Genomic DNA, 22,324 nt, shown 5'->3' with positions numbered 1-22,324 from the left:
GGAAATCCGACGGCCAACCACCGACGATTCATTATCGAGTGCATTGGGCATATGCCAGCCAGCTTCGCGCGTACCCGCGCGTGAACTTTCGAAGCACGGAACACTGTGGCAACGGTGGAACCGTTGAGCAGCGGCGTCACACCGAGTGGCACACCGAGTGCCGCGACAGAGCAGGACAGAGCAGGACAGGGGCGGACATGCAGGTTTGGCCGGGCGACCGGTACCCGTTGGGCGCGACCTACGACGGGCAGGGCACCAACTTCGCGATCTTCAGCGAGGCGGCCGAGTCGGTCGAGCTGTGCCTGTTCGACGACCACGACGTCGAGGAGCGCGTCCGGCTGGTCGAGGTCGACGCGTTCGTGTGGCACGCCTACCTGCCGGGTGTCGAGCCCGGACAGCGCTACGGATTCCGTGTGCACGGGCCGTACGACCCGGCGCGTGGGCTGCGCTGCAACCCGCACAAGCTGCTGCTCGACCCGTACGCGAAGGCGATCGACGGCGACATCAACTGGGATCCGGCCGTCTACGGGTACGACTTCAACGATCCCGAGCGGATGTCGACGACGGACTCCGCGCCGTTCATGCCGAAGGCCGTGGTCGTCAACCCGTACTTCGACTGGGGCAACGACGCCGCCCCGCGGGTGCCGTACCACCATACGGTCGTCTACGAGGCGCACGTCCGCGGCATGACGATGCGCCACCCGGACGTCCCGGAGGAACTGCGCGGCACGTACGCGGGCATCGGCCACCCGGCGATCATCGAGCACCTGAAGCGGCTCGGGATCACCGCGCTGGAGCTGCTGCCGGTGCACCACTTCGTGCACGACCAGCGCCTCGTCGAGCTCGGCCTGTCGAACTACTGGGGCTACAACACGATCGGCTTCTTCGCGCCGTACCACGGCTACGCCCGCCGGCACCGGGGACAGCAGGTCCAGGAGTTCCGCGGCATGGTCAAGGCGCTGCACGCGGCCGGCATCGAGGTGATCCTCGACGTGGTCTACAACCACACCGCCGAGGGCAACCACCTGGGCCCGACGCTGGGGTTCAAGGGCCTGGACAACGGCCACTACTACAAGCTCGAGGACGACGACAACCGCTACTACACCGACTACACGGGCACCGGCAACAGCCTCAACGTCCGCAACCCGCACACCCTGCAGCTCATCATGGACTCGCTGCGGTACTGGGTGACCGAGATGCGCGTCGACGGCTTCCGCTTCGACCTTGCCTCCACCCTGGCGCGCGAGTTCTACGAGGTCGACCGGCTGTCGACGTTCTTCGAGGTCGTGCAGCAGGACCCGGTCGTCAACCAGGTGAAGCTCATCGCCGAGCCGTGGGACGTCGGGCCGGGCGGCTACCAGGTCGGCAACTTCCCGCCGCTGTGGACGGAGTGGAACGGCCGCTTCCGGGACACCGTGCGCGACTTCTGGCGCGGCGAGCCGGCCACGCTGGGCGAGTTCGCGTCGCGGATCTGCGGCTCGGCCGACCTCTACCAGGACGACGGCCGCCGACCGTTCGCCAGCATCAACTTCGTCACCTGCCACGACGGGTTCACGCTCAACGACCTGGTCTCGTACAACGAGAAGCACAACGAGGCCAACATGGAGGACAACCGGGACGGGGAGAGCCACAACCGGTCCTGGAACTGCGGCGTGGAGGGGCCGACCGACGACCCGCAGATCAACGCGTTGCGCGCCAAGCAGCGGCGCAACTTCCTCACCACGTTGATGCTGTCGCAGGGCGTGCCGATGATCTGCGCCGGTGACGAGCTGGGCCGCACCCAGCGGGGCAACAACAACGCGTACTGCCAGGACAACGAGACGAGCTGGATCGACTGGGAGCACGTCGACGAGCAGCTCCTCGCGTTCACGCGCGGCCTGGCCCTGTTCCGGGAGCGGCACCGGGTGTTCCGCCGGCGCCGGTTCTTCACCGGCCGGCCGGTGGCCCGCGCCGAGGGCACCCCGATCCCGGACGTGGCCTGGTTCGCCACCGACGGGCGGCAGATGACCGAGGAGGACTGGGACAACCACTTCGGCAAGGCGGTGATGCTGTTCGTCAACGGCGAGTCGATCACCGAACGGGGCTCGCACGGCGAGCGGCACGTCGACGACTCGTTCCTGCTGTGCTTCAACGCCCACTCCGAGCCGCTGGAGTTCGTCGTGCCGTCCCAGGATTACGGCAAGGAGTGGGAGCTGGTGATCGCGACCGCGGCGGGCCCGGCCCGCGACGGCGGCTCGTACACCGCCGGCGGCACGATCACCGTGCCGGACCGTTCGCTCGTCGTGCTGGACCGCACCGCATGAGTGTCCCGGCGAGCACCTACCGGGTGCAGGTCCGGCCGGACTTCGACCTCGACACGACGGCGGAGCTGGCCGGCTACCTGCACGACCTGGGCGTCGGTCACCTCTACACGGCGCCGCTGCTGACCGCGACGCCCGGCTCGCCGCACGGCTACGACGTCGTCGACCCGCGGCAGGTCGACCCGCGCCTCGGCGGGGCGCCGGCCCTGGACCGGCTGGCCGGGACGCTGCGCACGCACGGCCTCGGCCTGGTCGTCGACATCGTGCCCAACCACATGGGTCTGTTCCAGCCGGCCGCCAACCCGATGTGGTGGGACGTGCTGGCCAACGGGCGCGGCTCGCGGTACGCGGACTGGTTCGACGTCGACTGGGACGCCGGTCCGCTCGTCGTGCCGGTGCTCGGCTCGCCGTCAGCCGTCGGCGACCTCCGCGTCGAGGACGGTGAGCTGCGGTACTTCGAGCACCGGTTCCCGATCGCGGCCGGCACCGGCGACGGCGCGCCGCAGGAGGTCCACGAGCGGCAGCACTACCGGCTCGTGTACTGGCGGGAGGGCGACGAACGGCTCAACTACCGCCGGTTCTTCGCGGTGACCGAGCTGGCCGGCCTGCGGGTGGAGGACCCCGCGGTCTTCGAGGCGACCCACGCGGAGATCCTGCGCTGGGTGCGCGAGGGCCTCGTCGACGGTATCCGGGTCGACCACCCGGATGGGCTGCGCGATCCCGGCGGCTACCTCGCCCGGCTGCGCGAGCGGGCCCCGGACGTCTGGCTGGTGGTGGAGAAGATCCTGGAGCGCGGCGAGCCGCTGCCGCCGCAGTGGCCGGTCGACGGCACGACCGGCTACGACGCCCTCGCCGAGGTGTGCGGCCTGTTCGTCGACCCGGCCGCCGACAACGGTGACACCTCCTGGCCCGAGGAGGCGCACGCGCAGAAGCTCGACGTGACCAGGCGGCTGTTCCGGGCCGAGCTGCACCGCCTCGGGCGCCTCGGCGATCCAGCCTGGGAGGAGGCGCTCGCCGAGCTGGCGGCGTGCTACGACGTGTACCGCACCTACCTGCCGTACGGGCTCGCGGACTTCGACCACGCGATCACCGAGGCCCGCCGCCGGCGGCCCGACCTGGACTTCGACGCGCTGGTCCCCCGGCTCACCGACCCGGCCGACGAGCTCGCCGCGCGGTTCCAGCAGCTCACCGGCGCGGTCATGGCCAAGGGCGTCGAGGACACGGCGATGTACCGCTGGAACCGGTTCGTCGCCCTCAACGAGGTCGGCGGCGACCCGTCCCGCTTCGGCGTGCCGCCCGAGGAGTTTCACGCCGCCGCGGAACGCCGCCTCGCCGAGTGGCCGGCCGGCATGACCACACTGTCGACCCACGACACCAAGCGCGACGAGGACGTGCGGGCCCGCCTGGCCGTTCTCAGCGAGCTGCCCGGGGAGTGGGCCTCGGTGTCGGCCCGCTGGCGGGCCGCGGCGCCGCTGCCGGACCCGTCGTTCGAGGACCTGTTCTGGCAGACGATCGTCGGCGCCTGGCCGATCTCGCGCGACCGCCTGCACGCCTACTTCGTGAAGGCGGCCCGGGAGGCGAACCGCTCGACGTCCTGGAGCGACCCGTCCGAGGCGTTCGAGGCGGCGGTCGCCGCCGTGCTCGACCGGGTCTTCACCGACCTGCGCGGCGAGGTCGAGGAGATCGCGGCCCGCATCACCCCGTTCGGCTGGAGCAACTCGCTGGGCCAGAAGCTGGTGCAGTTGACGATGCCCGGGATCCCCGACGTGTACCAGGGCACCGAACTCTGGGAGAACTCGCTCGTCGACCCGGACAACCGCCGGCCGGTCGACTTCGGCGAACTACGCGACATGCTGGCGGCCCTCGACGCCGGCACCGTCCGCCCGCCCGTCGACGTCTCCGGCGCGGCGAAGCTGCTGGTGGTCAGCCGGGCGCTGCGGCTGCGACGGAGCCGCCCTTCGTTGTTCCAGCGGTACCAACCGGTGCGGGCGACCGGCGAGGGCGCGTCCCACGTCGTGGCGTTCGACCGGGGCGGGGCGCTGACCGTGGCCACCCGGCTGCCGGTCGGGCTGGCCGCGCGGGGCGGCTGGGGCCGCACCGAGCTGAAGCTGCCCGGCGGCGACTGGACCGACGTGCTGACCGGCCGCCCGGTCGCCGGCCCGGGCCTGGCCGAGCTGCTCGCCACGTATCCGGTGGCCCTGCTGGTCCGCCGATGATGGGGGGTTGACGGTGGAGTTCCGGGTGTGGGCGCCCGCCGCGCGGCGGGTCTCGTTGCGGGTCGGCGCCGACACGGTGCCGATGACGCGGGCCGGGCAGTGGTTCGTGGCCTCGGCGGAGGCCGGGCACGGCACCGACTACGGGTTCGTCCTGGACGACGAGTCCACGCCGCTGCCGGACCCGCGCTCCCGGTGGCAGCCGTCCGGCGTCCACGGCCTGAGCCGGGTGTACGACCACTCGCGCCACCGCTGGGGCGACGCGGCCTGGACCGGCCGGCAGCTACCCGGCAGCGTCGTCTACGAGCTGCACGTCGGCACGTTCACGCCCGAGGGCACCTTCGACGCGGCCGCGGCTCGCCTGCCGTACCTGTCGGAGCTGGGCGTCGACCTGATCGAACTGCTCCCGGTCAACACGTTCAACGGCGAGTGGAACTGGGGCTACGACGGCGTCGGCTGGCACGCGGTCCAGGAGTCATACGGCGGGCCGGACGGCCTGAAACGCTTCGTCGACGCCGCCCACCGGGCCGGTCTCGGCGTGATCATCGACGCCGTCTACAACCACTTCGGCCCCTCGGGGGCCTACGCGCCGCGGTTCGGCCCCTACCTGTCCGGCGGCGCGAACACGTGGGGACGCTCGCTCAACCTGGACGAGGCCGACTCCGGCGAGGTCCGCCGGTTCGTCATCGACAGCGCCCTGCAGTGGCTGCGCGACTACCACGCCGACGGCCTGCGCCTCGACGCCGTCCACGCCCTGGTCGACCGGGGCGCGACGCACCTGCTGGAGGAGCTGGCGGTCGAGGTCGACGCGCTGTCCGCGGCGCTCGGCCGTCCGCTGTCGCTGATCGCCGAGTCCGACCTCAACGACGCCAAGCTCGTCACGGCGCGGGAGGGCGGCGGCTACGGCCTGCACGCCCAGTGGGACGACGACGTGCACCACGCCCTGCACGCGCTGCTGACCGGCGAACGGCAGGGCTACTACGGCGACTTCGGCTCCCCCGCGTGCTTCGCCGCGGTGTGGACGTCCGCGTTCTGGCACGCCGGGACGTGGTCGTCGTTCCGGCGCCGGGTCCACGGCCGGCCGGTCGACCGGTCCCGGATCCCGGGCCACCGGTTCGTGGTGTGCCTGCAGAACCACGACCAGATCGGCAACCGCGCGGTGGGCGACCGGCTGACGGCGTCGCTGTCCCCCGGCCTGCTGCGCGTCGCCGCGACGCTGCTGCTGACCTCGCCGTTCACCCCGATGCTGTTCATGGGCGAGGAGTTCGCGGCCCGCACCCCGTGGCAGTTCTTCACCAGCCACCCCGAGCCGGCCCTGGCCGCCGCGGTCGCCGACGGCCGCCGGTCGGAGTTCGCCGAGCACGGCTGGCTCTCGGACGACGTGCCCGACCCGCAGGACCCGGCGACGTTCGAGCGGTCGAAGCTGGACTGGTCGGCGCGGGACGAGTCGATGCTGGACCTGTACCGGACGCTGATCCGCCTGCGGAAGTCGGTGCCGGACCTGGCGGATCCGCGGCTGGACCGGGTGCGAGTCGTCCACGACGAGGGTGTGCTGCTGATCGAGCGGGGCGCCCGAACGGTGGTGGCCAACCTGACGAAGAACCCGCGGACGGTCCCGCTGTCCGCCGGTCGCATCCTGTTCACGACGGACGAGGCGGCGTTCCTCCAGTCCGGCTCGGCGACCCTCCCGGCCGAGTCCGCCCTGATCCTCTAACCCCCTCCCCTCCCCTCCCCTCCCCCTACTGCGTCGATCTTGCACTTGTGGTTCCCACCAAACCGGACCATTTCGGGCGTGTCCGGGCACCACGACTGCAAGATCGACGCAGTTTTTGGGGTTGACAGGGGGGGAGGGGGCCGGGTTGGATAACCAGTAGGTTAGGTAACCTACTGGTAAGGTAACTGATGGTCACTGATCGGCTCAGTACCACCTTCGCGGCACTGGCGGACCCCACCCGGCGGGCCATCCTGGCCCGGCTCACGCAGGGTGAGGCCACCGTCAAGGAACTCGCCGCACCGTTCGACATGAGCGGGCCGGCGATCTCCAAGCACCTCCGGGTGCTCGAGAAGGCCGGTCTCATCTCCCGCGGCCGCGAGGCTCAGTGGCGGCCGTGCCGGCTGGAGGCCGCGCCGCTGAAGGAGGTGGCCGAGTTCACGGACGCATATCGGCGCTTCTGGGACGAGAGCTACACACGGCTCGACGCCTACCTGCAACTCGTCCAGGATCAGACGATCCCGGACCCGCTTCCCCGACACGAGGAGCCACACGATGGTCATGACCGGTGAGCTGGGCGTCACCACGTTCGAGCTGCCCAGCGACGAGGAGGTCCGGATCGTCCGGACCGTCGCCGCGCCCCGCGGGCTCGTCTTCGACGTCCACACCAGGGCCGAGCACCTGCCGAAGTGGATGGTCGGCCCGCCCGGCTGGACGATGCCGGTGTGCGAAATCGACCTGCGTCCCGGCGGCCGGTTCCGCTACGTGTGGCGGTCGGCCGGGGATGAGGAGCTCACGATCGCCGGCACGTTCCACGAGGTGATCCGCCCCGACCGGCTGGTCAGCAGCGAGGCGTGGAGCGGCGACTGGCCGGAGACCCGCAACACGGTGACGTTCGCCGAGCACGACGGACGCACGACGATCACCACCACGATCCGGCACGTCTCGCAGGAGGCCCGCGACGCCGCCCTGCAGAGCGGCATGAAGGACGGCCTGGACGCGGGTCACGCGCGGCTGGAGGCGTACCTCGCGACGGTCGAACCGGCCGTCGCCATGCCCGCGATGCGCCTGGAGTTGGTGCCGGTGCCGGTCGCCGACGTCGACGCGGCGCTCGCGTTCTACGAGGGCCGGCTCGGCTTCACCGTCGACCACGACGTGCGGCCCGGCAACGGTTCCCGGGTCACGCAACTGACCCCGCCCGGCTCGTCGTGCTCGATCGTGCTCTACAAGGACCTGCCGGGCCTGGACCTGCCACCGGGCACGCTGCGGGGCCTGCACCTGGTCGTCGACGACATCCACAAGTCCCGCGAGGCGCTGCTGGCCCGCGGCGTCGAGGTCGCCGGCGTCGACGACCTGGGCGGCATCCTCTACGCCGCGTTCGCCGACCCGGACGGCAACACCTGGCTGCTGCAGGAGATCCCGCGGGGCTCCAGCCGCCCCGCCGACTAACGCCGGTCGAACAGGTCCGCGATCTGGCGCATGCGGGCGTCGCCGATCAGGTCGTCGAGATACAGCGGCAGCGGGATGCGCCAGTTCGGGTACTGGTCGGTCGTCCCCGGCAGGTTCGGCTGGCGGACGACGCCGAGGACGTCGTAGGGCGAGGCGAGCACGATCCGGCACGGGGTGCGTTCGAGCAGCCGGTGCATGGCGAGGACGATCTCCTCGTCGGTGCTGTCGGGCTCGGTGAGCCCTTCGGCGTCGAGCACGTCGAGCAGCGCGGCGCGTTCCCTCGCCGCGTCGGCCCACTCGTCCTTGGCGTCGCGGCCGAGGACCCCGGCCGCGGCGCGGGCGAGGACGTGCTCACCGGCGAGGAACCCGGCCGCGGTCGGCAGGTCGTGGGTGGAGATGCTGGCCACGGCGTTGGCGGGCCACTCGGCGGGCGGCCGGAACGCGCCGCCGGCGTCACGGGTGAACCACAGCACCGCGGAGCCGAGGATGTTGCGCTCCCGCAGGGTGGTGGTGACGACGGGCTCCACGGTGCCGAGATCCTCGCCGACGACCACGGCACCGGCCCGGACGGCCTCCTCGACGAGGATGTCGAGCATCGCGGCGTCGTCGTAGTGCACGTAGGTGCCTTCGGCGGCGCCGCGGCCCGGCGGCACCCACCACAGCCGCCACAGCCCGGCGACGTGGTCGACGCGCAACCCGCCGGCGTGCCGGAAGATCTCGCGGAGCAGGTCCCGGTAGGCGCGGTAGTCGCTCGCGGCGAGCCGGTCGGGGCGCCAGGCGGCAAGGCCCCAGTCCTGGCCCTGCTGGTTGAACGCGTCGGGCGGCGCGCCGATGCGTGCGCCCTGGACGATGACCTCCTGGAGGGTCCAGGCGTCGGCGCCGCCCGGGTCGATGCCGACGGCGAGGTCCTGGATGATCCCGACGGCCATCCCGGCGGCGGCCTCGTCGGCGGCGGCGAGCTGCTCCGCGCAGCGCCGCTGCAGCCAGGCGTGGAACGCGACCCGGCCGGCGGGCGCGGCCGCGTAGGCGTCCGGCGAGGGACGGCGCAGCTCGCCGGGCCACCGCCGCCAGTCGGCGCCGTGGATCTCGGCGAGCGCGGTGTAGGTGGCGAAGTCCCGCAGCGCCGGCTCCGGCTCCGTGCCGGACGCCGCTCCGGCGTCGAACAGCAGCTCCAGCGCGGCCCGCTTGGCGCGCCACACGCCGCCGTAGTCGATCAGCCCCTCGGCGGTCGACTGCGCCGGCCGCAGCGCGTCGACCTGTGCCCGCAGCGCCGGCTCCGCGGCGCGGTACTCGGGCAGGTCGGCGATGCGCAGGTACAGCGGGTTGACGAACCGGCGGCTCGACGGCGAGTACGGCGAGGCGGGCAGCGGGTCGACGGGCGCGACGGCGTGCAGCGGGTTGACCAGGATCGCGCCGGCACCGGTGGAGGCGGCCCAGCGGGTGAACGCGGCGAGGTCGGCGAAGTCACCGACGCCCCACGAGCGGGCGGAACGCACCCCGTACAGTTGGAGCATCCACCCCCACGTGCGCGGCGGTTCGGGCAGGGCGGCGGCCCCGCCGGCCCGTGACCGGGGCGCCGGCCGCGGCCCGAGCAGGCCGAGCACCGCCTCGACGACGGCGGGGTCGATGTCGACACGCCGCCGGCCGGCGGTCTCATACCAGGTGGCGACGCCGTGCGCGGCGGCCCGGGCGCTCAGCGGCTCTGCCGGAGTGGACACGGGAACGTCATACCCCACTGGTCTGGTCGCGAAGCACGAGTGCGGGCACGCTGTCGGCGCCGACGCGGCGGCGCTACGCCGGGCGGTGCTGTCGCACCCCGTCGACGAACACGTCGACGCGTTCGTTGTAGAAGCAGGCGAGCCCGGCGATCTTCTGGCTCTCCGGCAGCGGCGTACGGTAGATCCACACCAGGTCGTCGTGGACCCTCCCGTCGAGCTCGACCGACCAGTAGTTCGCCGTCCCCTTGTACGGGCAGTGCGTCTGCGTCGCCGAGGGCCGCAGCAGGTCCATCCGCAGGTCGGTGACCGGCAGGTAGTATCGCGTCGGCAGGCCGGTCTCGAACAGCATCCGCGGGTTGCGGGACTCGCCCAGGACGGTCCCGTCGAGCTCGACCCGCACGTGCCGGCTGCTGGCGAGGATGTCGACGCGCTTGTACGGGTCGCGCGGATGGGTGTAGACCGGCTCGTCCTCCTCGAACCACTCGGTCATCGCGGCCCAGTCGAGGCGGACCGCGTCACGCAGCTCCGGCAGCGGCGAGTCGGTGAACCGTTTCGCGGCCCCCTTCGCGACCCCGCCGGCGGTGACGACGTCGAAGACCTCCGCCGTGCCGCGGCTGGGCGAGTGCTCGGTCCCGCCGGTCCCGACGAGCTCCGCGCGCACGTCCGCGGCGGGGATGTAGTAGGCCGGGTAGTAGGGCACCTCCCACACGAGCACGGGGCGGGTCGTGTCGGCGACGAGGCTGCCGCCGAGGAAGGCACGGACACGTTTGGGACCGGTCTCGACACGGACACGGCCCCGATGGTGGGTCTCGGTCACGGTTCCAACGCTACTGCCGGCCCGGTGACAACCAGGTGTCACGAGGAGGGAGGGTCACAGCCGCGGCGCATCGTCGGCGGAGTCGTCGGCGAGCGCGGCGGGACCGACGATCAGCGGGTCGGGAATGCCCACGAGCTCGTGGTCCTTGCCGTCGTAGTCGAACCGGCTCAGCACGTGCCGCATCGCCTCGAGCCGGGCGCGTTTCTTGTCGTTGCTCTTCACCACGGTCCACGGCGCGTCGGCGGTGTCGGTGTAGAAGAACATCGCCTCCTTGGCCTCGGTGTACTCGTCCCACTTGTCGAGGGAGGCGAGGTCCATCGGTGACAGCTTCCACTGCCGGACGGGGTCGACCTGCCGGATGAGAAACCGGGTGCGCTGCTCGTTGCGCGACACCGAGAACCAGAACTTCACCAGCCGGATGCCGGAGCGCACCAGCATCCGCTCCAGCTCCGGGGCCTGCCGCATGAACTCGAGATACTCGGCGCGGGTCGCGAAGCCCATGACCCGCTCGACGCCGGCCCGGTTGTACCAGGACCGGTCGAACAGCACGATCTCGCCGGCCGACGGCAGATACTGGATGTACCGCTGGAAGTACCACTGCGTCGACTCGCGCTCGCTGGGCTTCTCCAACGCGACGACGCGCGCGCCGCGCGGGTTGAGGTGCTCCATGAACCGCTTGATGGTGCCGCCCTTGCCGGCGGCGTCGCGGCCCTCGAAGAGCACCACGAGCCGGTCGCCGCGGGCCTTCACCGTGTTCTGCAGCTTGAGCAGCTCGATCTGCAGGAGCCGCTTGACGCGGTCGTACTCGTCGCGGGTCATCCGCTCGTCGTACGGGTAGTCCTCACGCCACGTGTCCACGGGCCGGCCGTCCTTGCGCAGCAGCACCGGGTCGTCATCGTCGTCGTCCTCGACCAGGTAGTCGTCGAGCGAGAGGTCAGCCATCCCACTGATGTACCCGCTCACCGCCAGGTTCACCACCACCGGGGTTTGACCGCCGCCGGCGCGCCGGTCACGGCCGGGTCACCCTCGGTGCGCCGGCTCCGGCCACCAGTCCGAGAAACGGTGGCTGATCGGTCCGGGGTGCCCGCCGGACGGCGGAGAGCAACCCGAATCCGCCCCGCTCGATGGCATACTTGCCCGCGGTCAACAGCCACCCCCCTTCCGACCGCAGGCGGTTGCAGCCATGAGCAAGCATCAAGCCGGACGCATAGCTCTCGGCACGCTGTTTCGCGGGCTGGCCCTCCTGCTCGCGGCCGGCCTCGTCGCCGGCGCCGGGTGGTACGTGCTGCGCGGCGCCGGCACCACCGGCGACGGCCGCACCTGCCCGACCACCCTGCGGGTCGTCGCCGCGTCGTCGATCGCCAACGCCGTCTCCGCCGCCGGCCGCACCCTGCGCGCCGGATCCGACTGCGTCCATGTCGACACCACCAACGCCGACGGCCGCCCCGCCGCCGCACAGCTCAGCCAGGTCTCCGCCGACGTGTGGATCCCCGACGACGCCGCCTGGGACGCTCTCGCACCGCCGCAGTTCCTCGCCACCAAGGGCACCCTCAACGCGTACGACACCCTCGCGACCAGCCCGATCTACATGGTCACCGACCCCGCCACCGCGGAGAAGATCAAGGTCGCCGGGGGTGGCTGGCTCGCCCTCGCCAACCTCCTCAACGCCCACACCTCCGGCGTGCGGCTCACCGTGCGCAACCCGGCCATGTCCGGCGACGGCATGGTCGCCGCCGGCGCCGTCGGCGAGGCGGTCTGGCTCGACAAGGGCATGGACACCTCCTCCCTCGCCCTGGCCAACATGCTGCCGGTCACCCGCACCGTCAACCACGACCTCGCCGCCACCCCCGCCGCCCCCGGCGAGGTCGGCCTCGTCCCCGAATACGCACTCCTCGCCACGCTCCGCCTGGCCCGGACCGACCGCCGCTACATCATCGGCGCCGACCACACCGCGCTGCTGCGCTACACCTGGCTGCCGTCGGCCGCCGCCGCGAACAACCCGAAACGCGCCGCCGCGCTCAAGCGCCTCTACGCCGCGTTCACCTCTCAGGAAGGCAAACGCGCCCTGGCCGCCGCCGGGCTGCGCGGCCCCGACAACCTCCGGCCCGTCTTCGACGGCGCCGACATCCTGCCGGAGCCGACCGCCAAACCGTTCGAGGTGCTCGGCGCGCACCACGTCCAGCACGTCTTCGCCACCTGGGACCCCGAGGACCGGCGCAGCAACCTGCTGATCATCGTCGACATCGCCGGCACCAGCGGCAGCACCTCCGCACCGCCCGGCACCACCCGCCAGCAACCGATCGACGTGCTCAAACAGGGCTGCCGCCAGCTCGCCGATCTCATGCCCGTCGGCGCCCGCCTCGGCCTGTGGGAGGTCGGCACCGGCGAGCCCGGCTACCGCAAACTGCTGCCCACCGACCGGCTCGACGACACCACCCGCACCACGTTCACCAGGTCCGTCGGCAACCTGACCGCGCGCCGCGCCGGCCCCGGCCTCCTCGACGCCATCGTCGCGGGCTACCAGTCCATCCGCGACGACTGGCGCGACGACATGTTCAACCAGGTCTTCATCATCACCGACGACCAGCACAAGGACAGCGCGGACGTCCAGGCCGTCGACGAGATGGTCAGGAGGCTCACCGCGCTCAAGGACCCCGACAAGCCGGTGACGATCAGCATCGCCGTCCTCGGCAAGAAGGACGCCGCCGACCGGCTCAAGGAATCCCTCAAGCCGGTGGACGTCTACGTCGACAACGCCGTCACCGCCGACGACGTGCAGGCCGCGTTCATCCACGTCGTCGCCGGCGGCCTGCACGAGTAGGCCCTACCGGGCGGGTGTGGTCGGCGAGTCCAGCCAGTTGTCGATCAGGCCGGTGAAGTCCCGGCCCGTCTGCTGGTTTACGAACGCGATGAACGCCGCCCGGTCCTGCGCCGTCCCCACGTGGCTGCCCGCCCACGCCCGGCCCAGCGCGAAGAACCGCTCGTCGCCCAGCGCCTTGTGGAGCTGCCGCAGCATCAGCGCCGAGCACAGGTACACGTTGCCCTCCGCGAAGCTGTCCGCCCGCGGGCTGCCCGGCGGCCCCAGCCGTCTGCGCAGCTCCGCGTCCTGCTGCCGCGCCGTCTGCTCCCACCGCTCGACGGCCGGCCCGCCGTGCGACGCGTTGTGCAACTGCTCGACGTACGTCGCCCAGCCCTCGTTGAGCCACAGGTCCTTCCACGTGGACGGGCCGACCGCGTTGCCGAACCACTGGTGCGCGTACTCGTGGACCAGCACCGGGCCCAGATTGGCAAGCTGCGGCCGTGACCCCAGCACGTCACCGCCGATCGTCAGCATCTGCTGCGTCTCCATCGCCGACTCCGACGGCACGATCACCGCGCCGGTGCTCGGGAACGGGTGCGACCCGAACCGCTCCTCCAGCCAGCCCAGGTACTCCGGCGACCGCCGCAGCTCCGGGATGAACGCGTCGTCCTTCCCGGTGCGCGTCCACAACGTGATCGGCAGCCCCCGCGGCCCGGTGACCTCCGTCTTCGTGTACCTGCCCACCGCCAGCGTCGTCAGGTAGCTCGCCACCGGCTGCGCCGTCGTGTAGCTGAACGTGTCACCGGACCGACCCTTCGGCGTGCCGCTCGCGACCCCCGCCCAGCCGGCCGGCACCGTCACCGCGATGTCGTACAGCGCCTTGTCCGACGGCTGGTCGTTCGCCGGATACCACGTCGACGCCCCGTACGGCTCCTGCATCGTCCACAGCTCGCCGTCCCTCGTCACCGTCAGCCCGAGCGGCTCACTGTCCCCGCGGTGCGACGGCATCGGCACCGGCGCCGGCGTCCCCTGGTACTCGACCGAGAGCGTCGCCACCGCCCCCGCCGCCAGCGGCCGGTCGACGGTCAGGTCGCCGCTGACGATCCTCCCGGCGACGTCGACGCCGTCGACGCTCGTCTTCCCGATGCGGTACGCGCTGGAGAAGTCGAGCCGCACCTGCTGCACCGCCCGCACCGCACGCAGCTTGATCGTCGCCGTGCCGGTGAGGGTCTTCGTGTCCGGCGCCCAGGCCAGCGTCAACCCGTAGTGCTGGACGTCGATCGCCGGATTGCCGTAGGCCGGATAGATCGGATCGGCGACCGGGGTCGACGTGCCGTCGGTGTTGCCGCCACCCACGGCGACGCTCGGCAACGGCCGCGGCACCCCCAGGCGGCGGGCCTCGGTCGTGACCGAGGTGCCGCAGCCGGCGAGCAGCACGGCCGCGGCGGTGATGGCACTCAGCAAGGGAGCTCGTCGCAGAGCGGCTCGTCGCACCGGCCCAAGGCTAGTACGCCCAACGTCGTTTCCACGGTCGCGTGTGCGTCCGTGCCTCGAACCTGCCTGACCGTCACGACTGGCCGCAGCCGAGCGCGTCGCGGAGCGCCGTGAGGTTCGCCCGCATGACGGTGAAGTACGTGTCACCCCCCTCGACCCCTTCCAGCGGGTCGAGCACCGCCGCCTTGGCCCCGATCTCCTTCGCCACCGTCTCCGACAGCTTCGGGCTGACCAGCGCCTCGAAGAAGATCGTGGTCACGCCCCTCTCCTTCGCCAGCCGCGCCGCCTCGGTCACCTGCTGCGGGCCGGGCTCCGCCTCCGGGTCGAGGCCGTTGATCGGGATCTGGTTGAGCTCGTAGCGGCCGGCGAGGTACCCGAACGCGGCGTGGCTGGTGACGATGTCCCGCCGGGCACAGTTCGCCAGCCCCGTGCTGAACTCCTTGTCGAGCTCCCGCAACTCACCCTGCAACCGCGTGGCGCGGCTCCTGATCTCCTCCGCGCCGGCGGTGTCGACCTTGGCCATGCGGTCGGCGAGCTGCCCGACGACCACCGACAGCCGCACCGGGTCGAGCCAGACGTGCGGGTCCTTGCCGGCCGGCCCGTCCTTGAGCGCCTCGACCGCGGCGACGTCGAACGACCGGTCCTTCGCCTGCCCACGCACCGCCTCGTCGACGGCCGGCTGGAACCCGTCGAGGTACACCACCAGGTCGGCGTCCTCGATCTGGGCGAGCTGGTTGGGCCGGAGCTCCAGGTCGTGCGGCTCGGCGCCGCCCCTGGTGAGGTTGGTGACGGTGACCCGGTCCCCGCCGACGCGCTCGCTGATGAACTGGAGCGGATAGAAGGCCGCGACGACCTTCACCTTCCCGTCCCCACCGCCTCCGGCGTCGTTCCCGCACCCGGCGACGACAAGAGACAGCAGGACGGAGACGGCGAGCAGACAGCGACGCAACATGGCGGTAAGTCTCCCCGCTGATGACAATCATTGTCAAAAACGCATGACACACGCAGCCTGCGGCGGTGAGACCGGCGACACGGATGTTCAACAAGGCCCGCTCATGGAGTCGCCCTGGTCGGAGCGCGCCGGCCCGGGTTCGGCGGCGACCGCGATCGACATCCTAGGAGGCTAGGTTGAACATCTCGTTCAGGCGCGGAACTGGCGGGTGGTGAGGCCGAACCAGCGGTCCGTCAGTCCCTCGTCGCGCATGCCGAGCCGGCGGGCGACGGCCTGCGAGGCGTGGTTGTCGGGGTCGGTGAGGGCGAGGACGCCGGGCGGCGTCCGGTCGAGCAGGAGCCGCGCGGCACCCGTCGCGTAGCCGCGCCCCTGGTGGTCCGGGTGGAGATGCCAGCCGATCTCGATCTCGTCGGTCGGCCCGTTCGCGTCGTGCAGCGGCAACAGCAGCACCGTCCCCACGGGACGACCCCGGCCGGCGTCGTCGGGGACGATCGCCCACAGGCCGAACGGGTCGGGCAGGTCGCGCTCGCGCTCGTGCCAGCGGGCCATCCGCGCGCGGGCCTCCTCGCGGTCCCGCAACACACCGCGGGGCTGGGGGCCGAGCCAGCGCATCACCTCCCAGCGGGAGTAGAGGTCGAAGAACACCTCGAGGTCGTCCTCGTGCCAATGCCGCAGCCGCATCCACACAGTGTGCCGTCGGGAGGTACCACGCGGGACGCCGGGAACCGTGCTCTTCGATACCATCGTTCGCCGTGGCGCGGCGCGGCCCCGTGCCCCGGCGACGGAAGCCGGCGACCCGCACCGAGAGGTGGCGCTCATGACGGTCACAGCGACGGCACCGCGGCGCGGGACCCTCCGGGCCTGCGGGCTGCCGTTCCTGGACAGCGCGCTCGACATGGGCAACGATCCCGGCCAACTCCTCGCCCGGGTCTACCGCGCGCACGGGCCGGTGTTCCGGACGCGGCTGCCGCTGCGCGACCAGCGGTACCGGCGGGCCAAGGCCCGCCGGTACGAGGCCGGCGCCCTGTTCGCCGGGGGCGCGGTCACCGACGACGTGAAGCGCATCCCCACGGTCCGCTACACGCTGATGGAGACCGTGCGGCTGGACCCGGTCGCGGTGGCCATGGTCCGCGCCGCGACCAGGGACCTCGAGTTCGCCGGCCACCCGATCCGCGAGGTCCACCGTCTCGACCTGGCGACGAAGACGGCCCCGACCCCGGGCCCGGCGATGTCGTTCAGGTCCGGGTCGGCCCATCGGCACTGAGCCATGGCACTCCTGCCCCGCCTCATCCTGCTCAACGGCCCGCCCGGGTGTGGCAAGTCGACGCTCGCCCGCCGATACGCCGACGAGCACCCGCTGACGCTCAACCTCGACATCGACCGGCTCCGCGACCTGGTCGGCGCGTGGCGGGAGCACCGCCCGGCGGCCGGCGTCCTGGCCCGCGCCGCCGCGCTCGCGGCCGCGCGGGCGCACCTCCTGGCCGGGCACGAGGTGGTGGTGCCGCAGTACCTGGGCCGGCCCGAGTTCATCGAGCGGGCCGCCGCCCTGGCGACCGAGGTGGGTGCGCGGTTCGTGGAGATCGTGCTGCTCGACTCGCGCGGCAACGCCGTGCGCCGGTTCACCGAGCGCAGCCGCACCAGCACGGATCCCGCGCACCGGGAGGTGGGCCGGCTCCTCGAACGCGCCGACGGCCCGGCCGAACTGGCCGCGATGTACGACCGCCTGCTCACCGTCGTCGAGGCCCGTCCGGCGACCCGGATCGTGACGAGTGTGGAGGGCGACGTCGACGGCACGTACGACTCCCTGCTGGAGGCGCTCGGCGGATGACGGTGGTCGTCATCGCGCCGGACCGGCGGATTCGCCGGCGGAGGTATACGGTCGGTCCCGGCGGCGGCGACCGGTGAGGAGCGGGCGGATGGCGACCGGCGGCGGGGTGGATGGCGAGGGCCGGCTGCTGTATGCCGGTGCCGCCGGGCGGTGGGTCCTCACCGCGACGATCCTCGGGTCGGGGATCGCCGCGATCGACGCGACCGTGGTCGGGATCGCGCTGCCGGCGATCGGGCGGTCGTTCGACGCCGGACTGGAGACCCTGCAGTGGGTCGTCACGGCATACACGCTGACGCTCGCCGGGCTGCTGCTGCTCGCCGGGGCGCTCGGCGACCGCTACGGGCGGCGGCGGGTCTTCACCGTCGGCATCGTGTGGTTCGCGCTCGCGTCGGTGCTGTGCGGGATCGCGCCGGACGCCGGGACGCTCATCGCGGCGCGGGCGCTGCAGGGGGTCGGGGCGGCCCTGCTCACCCCGGGCAGTCTCGCGATCCTCCAGGCGTCCTTCCGGCCCGACGACCGCAGCAAGGCGATCGGCGCCTGGTCGGGTCTCGGCGGGGTCGCGACCGCGATCGGGCCGTTCGTCGGCGGCTGGCTGGTCGGGCTCGGTGCGGACTCGTGGCGGCTCATCTTCGCCGTCAACGTGCCGATCGCGATCGCCGTCGTGCTGATCACCCGGCGGCACGTGCCGGAGTCGCGGAATCCGGCGGCGACCGGCCGGGTCGACCTCGTCGGCGGGGCGCTCGTGACGGCCGGGCTGATCGGCGTCACGTACGGCCTCATCGAGGGCCAGGCCCAGGGCTGGTCCAGTCTGCCGGTGACGGGGGCGCTGGTCGGCGGTGTGCTGCTGCTCGCCGTGTTCGTCCGGTGGCAGACCCGGGCGCGGCACCCGATGCTGCCGCTGAGCCTCTTCGGCTCGGTGCGGTTCACCGCCACCAACGTGGTCACGTTCATCGTCTACGGCGCCCTCGGCGGTGCGCTGTTCCTGCTGCCGATCCAACTGCAGAACGTCGCCGGCTACACGCCGCTCGCGGCCGGGGTCGCGCTGCTGCCGGTCACGGTGATCATGCTGCTGCTGTCGGCCCGCTCCGGCGCGCTCGCGGCCCAGATCGGGCCGCGGCTGCAGATGAGCGCCGGGCCGATCGTCGCCGGGGCCGGCATGGCGCTCTTCGCGCGGATCGACGCCGCCGGCGGCTACCTCACCCAGGTCCTGCCGGCGGTGGCCGTCCTCGGGCTGGGCCTGGCGATCACGGTCGCGCCGCTGACCGCGACCGTCCTCGCGGCGGTGCCGGCCAACCACGCCGGGATGGCCTCGGCCGTCAACAACGACGTCGCGCGGGCCGCCGGTCTCGTCGCGGTGGCGGTACTGCCGGCGATCGCCGGGATCACCGGCGCGGCGTACCACCACCCGGACCTCTTCTCGACCGGCTTCCACCACGCCGTGCTGATCTCGGCGCTGCTCTGCGTCGCGGCCGGCCTGGTCGCCGCGGTCACGATCCGCAATCCGGAGAAGCCGGTCGCCGCGGCGCCGGAGGTCCGGCCGGAGGCGGCGCCACGGCGGCACTGCGCCGTCGACGGACCCCCGCTGTGTGGAGGACAGGATCTGACCGCATCTCGGCCCTGACAGCGCGGCGGGCTCCGCCCGGCCCGAGGGCCGGCGCCTCGCCGAGCGGACCCACCGCATCATCCACCGGCCCTCTGACAATTCCGGCATCCGCCGGTGCTTCGACCTGGGTTCTGGTCAGGCGGCGGCGATCTGGTCCGGCGGGAACGTATAGCCCCAGTAGGTCTGCTCGTCGAGCCGGTCACGGCGCACGTCGCCGAAGCGGCGGCGCAGGATCAGGCCGACCGCGTCCGGCAGGCGCAGCTCCTCGCCGTTGAGCCGACAGACGTCGATGACGACCATGGCGAGCTGGTCGCCGCCGTGGTGGCGCATCGCGGTGATGAGACGCTCGAAGATCTGCGGCTGGCGGCCCTCGCGGTGGACCGCGACGAACCCCACGTACCAGATCTGGCGTGCGTTGTAGCGGTCGGGGAAACGGGCTCGGAAGTAGTCGGGTGAGATGAGCGGGATCGCGTCGAGGTGGTTCGTGAACGTCGAGAGTCCGTGCAACTCGCCCTGCGGGCTCCAGGCGAGGAACTTCCGCACCCGCCGGTCCGCCATCATCGCGTCGAACTCGTCGCGGTGCATGACGTGCCGCTGTACGGCGGTGGTGCGCAGCCCGGAGAACGCTTCGCTGTACTGCGTCCAGGCCGTGTCCAGGAGTTGTCCATCGATCAGATCAACAACTTCGATGCGCATGCATCAATGGTGCCACCAGTGTGCCAGGCCATCCACCGGTCGGAGAGCGACGTCACCGTCCGGGTGGCTCGGGCCGGCCGCGGCACACGGTTGTCAGGCGCGGTCGCGGGCGGTCCGGCGGCTCGGCGACGGGCAAGGGCGTCGACCCACTCATGGGCGCGGCCTCGGAAACGGCGTCGCGACAACGAGTAGCATCTGGAAGACCCAACGAACCCTAGTCAAAGGTGCGCGGCAGCATGCTCGACATCGAGTTGATTCGCAAGGACCGGGCCTCGGTGGAGGCCGCCCTGTCCAAGAGGCTCGACCCGTCCGAGGTGTCCCGTGCGCTGAGTTCGATCGCCGGCCTCGACCGGCAGCGCCGCGAGCTCATCGGCGAGATCGACGCGGAGCGGCAGCGGCGCAAGGAGGAGGCCCGCGCGTTCGCCGCGGCCAAGCAGGCCGGTCAGGCGGTCGAGCCGACGGCACGTGACGCGAAGGCGGCGCTCCAGGAGCTCGAGGACCGGCTCGCCGGCGTGCAGGAGCAGCTCCACGCGGCGATGAGCGAGCTGCCCAACCTGCCCGCCGACGACGTCGTGGCCGGCGGCAAGGAGGCCAACCAGGTCGTCAAGGTCTTCGGCGCGCCGCCGAAGATCGACAACGTGCGCGACCACGTGCAGCTCGCCACCGAGCTGGGCCTCGTCGACTTCGAGCGCGGCGTGAAGCTCGGCGGCTCCGGCTTCTGGATCTACACCGGCTGGGGCGCGCGCCTGGAGTGGGCGCTCGTCAACTGGTTCGTGGACCGGCACTTCGCCGCCGGCTACCAGTTCATGCTGCCGCCGCACCTGCTGCTCGACTCGGCCGGTTACGCGGCCGGGCAGTTCCCGAAGTTCTACGACGACGTGTTCCACCTCGCCGTCGGCGAGGGCGAGCGCGGCCAGTTCCTGCTGCCGACGTCGGAGACGGCGATCCTCGGCGCCTACCAGAACGAGATCTTCGAGGCCGGGGACCTGCCGCACAAGGCGTACGCGTACACCCCCTGTTATCGCAGCGAAAAGGCCGGCTCACACTCCGACGAGCGCGGCACGGTCCGCGGCCACCAGTTCAACAAGGTGGAGATCTTCCAGTTCACCAGCGCGGAGGACGGCGAGCAGACCCTCGAGGAGATGGTCGACTACGCCGAGGGCCTCGTCGACGCGCTCGGCCTGCACTTCCGCCGCTCGCTGCTGGCCGCCGACGACGCCAGCGCCTCGATGCGCAAGACGATCGACATCGAGGTGTGGATGCCGAGCACCCGGAAGTACAAGGAGGTGTCGTCGGTGTCGTGGGCCGGCGACTACCAGGCCCGCCGTGCCGGCATCCGCTACCGGGTGCCCGGCTCGAAGACCAACCGCTTCGTCCACACGCTCAACGGCTCGGCCCTGGCCACCAGCCGGATCTTCCCGGCGATCCTGGAGCAGTACCAGCAGGAGGACGGCTCGGTCCTGGTGCCCGAGGTGCTGCGCGACCGCGTCGGCACCGACCGGATCAGCAAGCCGTCCCGCAAGAAGTAGGCGGGCACCACCGCCGTGCGGTCATCTATCAACCCCTGGTGCTGCGCAACGGGATGGTGGCGCACAGTCGTGCGGGTGGCGCCTGGTCGCTCGTGGTCGCCGCTAGATCCGGGCGGCGCGTTCCGGGCCGGGCGACTCCATGACTCCATGATCATGGGAAAGATGTGGCTATCGGGGTAACCACATCTTTCCCATGATCATGAGATCGAGCGGATCGGCGGCGGATTGCGGCGGAACGCGCGCGCCGGCGGCGACACCTCCGGGCCCAGCGCCCGAATCGTCGGTCCTGTCCGGGTTGGCCAGAGGCCAGGTGTACGACGGCCGGCCGGGGCTCCGGTCCCGGCCGGCCGTCGAGCGTCGACAGGTGGCGACCCTAGGCCGCGAAGTCAAGCCCAACGGGCCTCTGGTACGCTTGATCACGCGAAGGGGAGTAGTCCTCAACAGCGTGGTCGACATACTGGAGTCCCCGGACTCCCGGCCACGCGGCCGTGATCGTTTCCCATGATCACGGCGGACGAGACTTTCGGCTCAGCCAACAGCAGACATGTGCTGACGGCCGGGTCGAGGTCGTCCCCTGACGCTCCTTCCCGGTCGTCAGCGGGAAGGGAAGACCTTGAGCGGTTTCCTCGCGGCGCTGGTCATCAGCTTCGCCGTCATCTTCGTCGCCGAGCTGGGCGACAAGTCGCAGTTGATGGCATTGACGTTCGCCACCCGCTTCCGTCCGGCGCCGGTCCTCATCGGCATCACTATCGCCACCGCCGTGGTCCATCTCGTGTCCGTCGGTGTTGGCTACGGCCTCGGCGCCACCCTGCCGACCGGCTGGATCTCACTGATCGCGGCGCTCGCGTTCTTCGCGTTCGGCGCCTGGACCCTGCGCGGCGACAGCCTCACCGACGACGAGAAGCGCAAGGCCGAACGCAGCACGGGCTCGGCGATCCTCGCCGTCGGTGGCGCGTTCTTCCTCGCCGAGCTCGGCGACAAGACGATGCTCGCCACCATCACCCTCGCCACCCAGCACGGCTGGTTCGGCACCTGGGTCGGCTCGACGATCGGCATGGTCGCCGCCGACGCGCTGGCCATCCTGGTCGGCCGCATGCTCGGCAAACGCCTGCCGGAGCGGGCCGTCAAGTACGGCGCGGCGCTCCTGTTCGCCCTGTTCGGCGCGTGGCTGCTGGTGGAGGCGCTGCGGGAACTCCTGTAGCGCGGCCCGGCGG

At 71.8% G+C, this 22,324-nt stretch carries 18 protein-coding genes; 11 read left to right on the top strand and 7 right to left on the bottom strand.

Annotation, left to right across the window (positions count from 1 at the left end):
• Positions 1–197: 197 nt before the first annotated feature.
• The 5 genes from glgX (at position 198) to Drose_RS18015 (ending at position 7,673) form a co-directional block, all read left to right on the top strand.
• The gene (glgX, locus tag Drose_RS18035) at positions 198–2,303 is read left to right on the top strand and encodes a glycogen debranching protein GlgX (RefSeq protein ID WP_260729344.1); all 2,106 of its coding nucleotides are present in this window, start codon (positions 198–200) and stop codon (positions 2,301–2,303) included.
• The gene (treY, locus tag Drose_RS18030; protein WP_260729343.1) at positions 2,300–4,516 is read left to right on the top strand and encodes a malto-oligosyltrehalose synthase; all 2,217 of its coding nucleotides are present in this window, start codon (positions 2,300–2,302) and stop codon (positions 4,514–4,516) included. Before glgX ends, treY begins: the two co-directional genes overlap by 4 nt.
• Positions 4,517–4,523: 7 nt before the next feature.
• The gene (gene treZ / locus Drose_RS18025) at positions 4,524–6,227 is read left to right on the top strand and encodes a malto-oligosyltrehalose trehalohydrolase (RefSeq protein WP_260729342.1); all 1,704 of its coding nucleotides are present in this window, start codon (positions 4,524–4,526) and stop codon (positions 6,225–6,227) included.
• 188 nt (positions 6,228–6,415) lie between these two features.
• The gene (locus Drose_RS18020; protein ID WP_260729341.1) at positions 6,416–6,796 is read left to right on the top strand and encodes an ArsR/SmtB family transcription factor; all 381 of its coding nucleotides are present in this window, start codon (positions 6,416–6,418) and stop codon (positions 6,794–6,796) included.
• Entirely contained in the window at positions 6,780–7,673 is an 894-nt protein-coding gene (locus Drose_RS18015) for an SRPBCC domain-containing protein (RefSeq protein WP_260729340.1), read from the top strand. Before Drose_RS18020 ends, Drose_RS18015 begins: the two co-directional genes overlap by 17 nt.
• Here the strand turns inward: Drose_RS18015 and malQ are convergent.
• The 3 genes from malQ to ppk2 all read right to left on the bottom strand — a co-directional run bounded on the left by malQ (position 7,670) and on the right by ppk2 (position 11,150).
• The gene (gene malQ / locus Drose_RS18010; RefSeq protein WP_260729339.1) at positions 7,670–9,391 is read right to left on the bottom strand and encodes a 4-alpha-glucanotransferase; all 1,722 of its coding nucleotides are present in this window, start codon (positions 9,389–9,391) and stop codon (positions 7,670–7,672) included. The genes Drose_RS18015 and malQ overlap by 4 nt on opposite strands.
• A 73-nt stretch (positions 9,392–9,464) precedes the next feature.
• Positions 9,465–10,208: a DUF427 domain-containing protein gene (locus tag Drose_RS18005; protein WP_260729338.1), complete on the bottom strand. Its 744-nt coding sequence runs from the start codon at positions 10,206–10,208 to the stop codon at positions 9,465–9,467.
• 54 nt (positions 10,209–10,262) lie between these two features.
• Positions 10,263–11,150 carry a polyphosphate kinase 2 gene (gene ppk2 / locus Drose_RS18000; RefSeq protein WP_260729337.1) on the bottom strand — a complete coding sequence of 296 codons (888 nt, stop codon included), beginning with the start codon at positions 11,148–11,150 and terminating at the stop codon, positions 10,263–10,265.
• Positions 11,151–11,391: 241 nt separating this feature from the next.
• Here ppk2 and Drose_RS17995 point away from each other — a divergent pair, with 241 nt between their 5' ends.
• The gene (locus Drose_RS17995; protein ID WP_260729336.1) at positions 11,392–13,029 is read left to right on the top strand and encodes a substrate-binding and VWA domain-containing protein; all 1,638 of its coding nucleotides are present in this window, start codon (positions 11,392–11,394) and stop codon (positions 13,027–13,029) included.
• Positions 13,030–13,032: 3 nt separating this feature from the next.
• Here Drose_RS17995 and Drose_RS17990 read toward each other — a convergent pair whose 3' ends face one another.
• The 3 genes from Drose_RS17990 to Drose_RS17980 form a co-directional block, all read right to left on the bottom strand.
• The gene (locus tag Drose_RS17990) at positions 13,033–14,472 is read right to left on the bottom strand and encodes a M1 family metallopeptidase (RefSeq protein WP_260729335.1); all 1,440 of its coding nucleotides are present in this window, start codon (positions 14,470–14,472) and stop codon (positions 13,033–13,035) included.
• Between the two features lie 103 nt (positions 14,473–14,575).
• Positions 14,576–15,454 carry a metal ABC transporter substrate-binding protein gene (locus Drose_RS17985; RefSeq protein WP_260729334.1) on the bottom strand — a complete coding sequence of 293 codons (879 nt, stop codon included), beginning with the start codon at positions 15,452–15,454 and terminating at the stop codon, positions 14,576–14,578.
• A gap of 189 nt (positions 15,455–15,643) precedes the next feature.
• On the bottom strand, positions 15,644–16,135 hold the full coding sequence (locus Drose_RS17980) for a GNAT family N-acetyltransferase (protein WP_260729333.1): 492 nt from the start codon (positions 16,133–16,135) through the stop codon (positions 15,644–15,646).
• 136 nt (positions 16,136–16,271) lie between these two features.
• Between Drose_RS17980 and Drose_RS17975 the strand changes: the two genes are divergently transcribed.
• From Drose_RS17975 to Drose_RS17965, 3 genes are all read left to right on the top strand, one after another.
• Complete coding sequence (locus tag Drose_RS17975; RefSeq protein WP_260729332.1) at positions 16,272–16,718, top strand: cytochrome P450; 447 nt, start codon at positions 16,272–16,274, stop codon at positions 16,716–16,718.
• Between the two features lie 3 nt (positions 16,719–16,721).
• Complete coding sequence (locus Drose_RS17970) at positions 16,722–17,282, top strand: ATP-binding protein (protein WP_260729331.1); 561 nt, start codon at positions 16,722–16,724, stop codon at positions 17,280–17,282.
• 88 nt (positions 17,283–17,370) lie between these two features.
• Complete coding sequence (locus Drose_RS17965) at positions 17,371–18,903, top strand: DHA2 family efflux MFS transporter permease subunit (protein ID WP_260729330.1); 1,533 nt, start codon at positions 17,371–17,373, stop codon at positions 18,901–18,903.
• Between the two features lie 117 nt (positions 18,904–19,020).
• Here Drose_RS17965 and Drose_RS17960 read toward each other — a convergent pair whose 3' ends face one another.
• Entirely contained in the window at positions 19,021–19,581 is a 561-nt protein-coding gene (locus Drose_RS17960) for a hypothetical protein (protein ID WP_260729329.1), read from the bottom strand.
• Between the two features lie 236 nt (positions 19,582–19,817).
• Here Drose_RS17960 and serS point away from each other — a divergent pair, with 236 nt between their 5' ends.
• Positions 19,818–21,110, top strand: a complete 1,293-nt coding sequence (gene serS, locus Drose_RS17955) for a serine--tRNA ligase (protein WP_260729328.1) — start codon at positions 19,818–19,820, stop codon at positions 21,108–21,110.
• Positions 21,111–21,723: 613 nt separating this feature from the next.
• Positions 21,724–22,311, top strand: a complete 588-nt coding sequence (locus tag Drose_RS17950) for a TMEM165/GDT1 family protein (protein ID WP_260729327.1) — start codon at positions 21,724–21,726, stop codon at positions 22,309–22,311.
• Positions 22,312–22,324 lie beyond the last annotated feature (13 nt).

The sequence above is a fragment of the Dactylosporangium roseum genome, assembly GCF_025264685.1.
GTDB lineage: Bacteria > Actinomycetota > Actinomycetes > Mycobacteriales > Micromonosporaceae > Dactylosporangium > Dactylosporangium roseum.
Note: the sequence above shows the minus strand (reverse complement) of the source record. Positions and strands in the feature narration are given on the sequence as shown.